1 pseudogene is annotated in these 767 nt (G+C 61.9%); it reads right to left on the bottom strand.

The features are described from left to right. Positions 1-579, bottom strand: a pseudogene (locus EN906_RS36005) (undecaprenyl-phosphate glucose phosphotransferase); the annotation flags it as partial. Positions 580-767 lie beyond the last annotated feature (188 nt).

Here is a 767-nt window from a genome sequence, read left to right as displayed (position 1 = left end):
CGCCTTGCCGCCGCCGACGATGACGGCGCGCCGCTCCATGCGGCCATCGCGCGCCCAGGCCCGGATCAGCTTCGACATCACCAGCCTGAGGCCGAAGATGAGAACGAAGCCGATGACGAACCAACTGCCGAACAATAGGCGCGAATAGTCCTGCGACATCTTCATGACGAATGCCGTCAGCGCCATCAGGGCGAATGTGCCGGCCCAGACCAGCAGCACGCGGCCGAAGTTGGCGATGGGCCGCATCAGGGCGACGATCTGGTAGCAGTCGGTGACGTCGAGCAGCACCACGGCAAGGAACGAGCCGGCTGCGATCGTCACCGGATATTGCCAGGCGAGATAGTTGAAGAAACCGACATAGTGGAAATAGACGGCGAGCCCGGACAGGAACAGCAAGCCGAATTCGACCATGCGCAGGACACCGCTGACCATGATCGGCGACATCGTATCGCGCCGGTATTGCGAGGCGACCTGGCGGGCGACATCGTTCATGCCGCTTGGCGTGTCGCCGTCGGCCGGGCCGTCGAATTTACGCACCGCCTCTGCTGAAAAGCGGCGCGCGGGGTCGATCTCGTTCATGAGGGCTTTCCGCAAACTTCCCCATGGTCATAGCAAAAGAGAGCTAAGAAACCCTTGAAACAACGTATGGCTTTGGAACGGCTTGGCCCTGTGCCTACCTGTCGAGCGCGGCGAAATAGGCCTTCTCGATGTCGGCGGCCATCACATCGGCGCCGAAGCGTGCCTTGAGGTTGGCGCTATCGGGCATC

This window comes from Mesorhizobium sp. M7A.F.Ca.CA.004.06.1.1 (genome assembly GCF_003999135.1).
Lineage (GTDB): Bacteria > Pseudomonadota > Alphaproteobacteria > Rhizobiales > Rhizobiaceae > Mesorhizobium.
The sequence above is the reverse complement of the archived record's forward strand: the minus strand, read 5'-3'. Positions and strand labels throughout refer to the sequence as shown.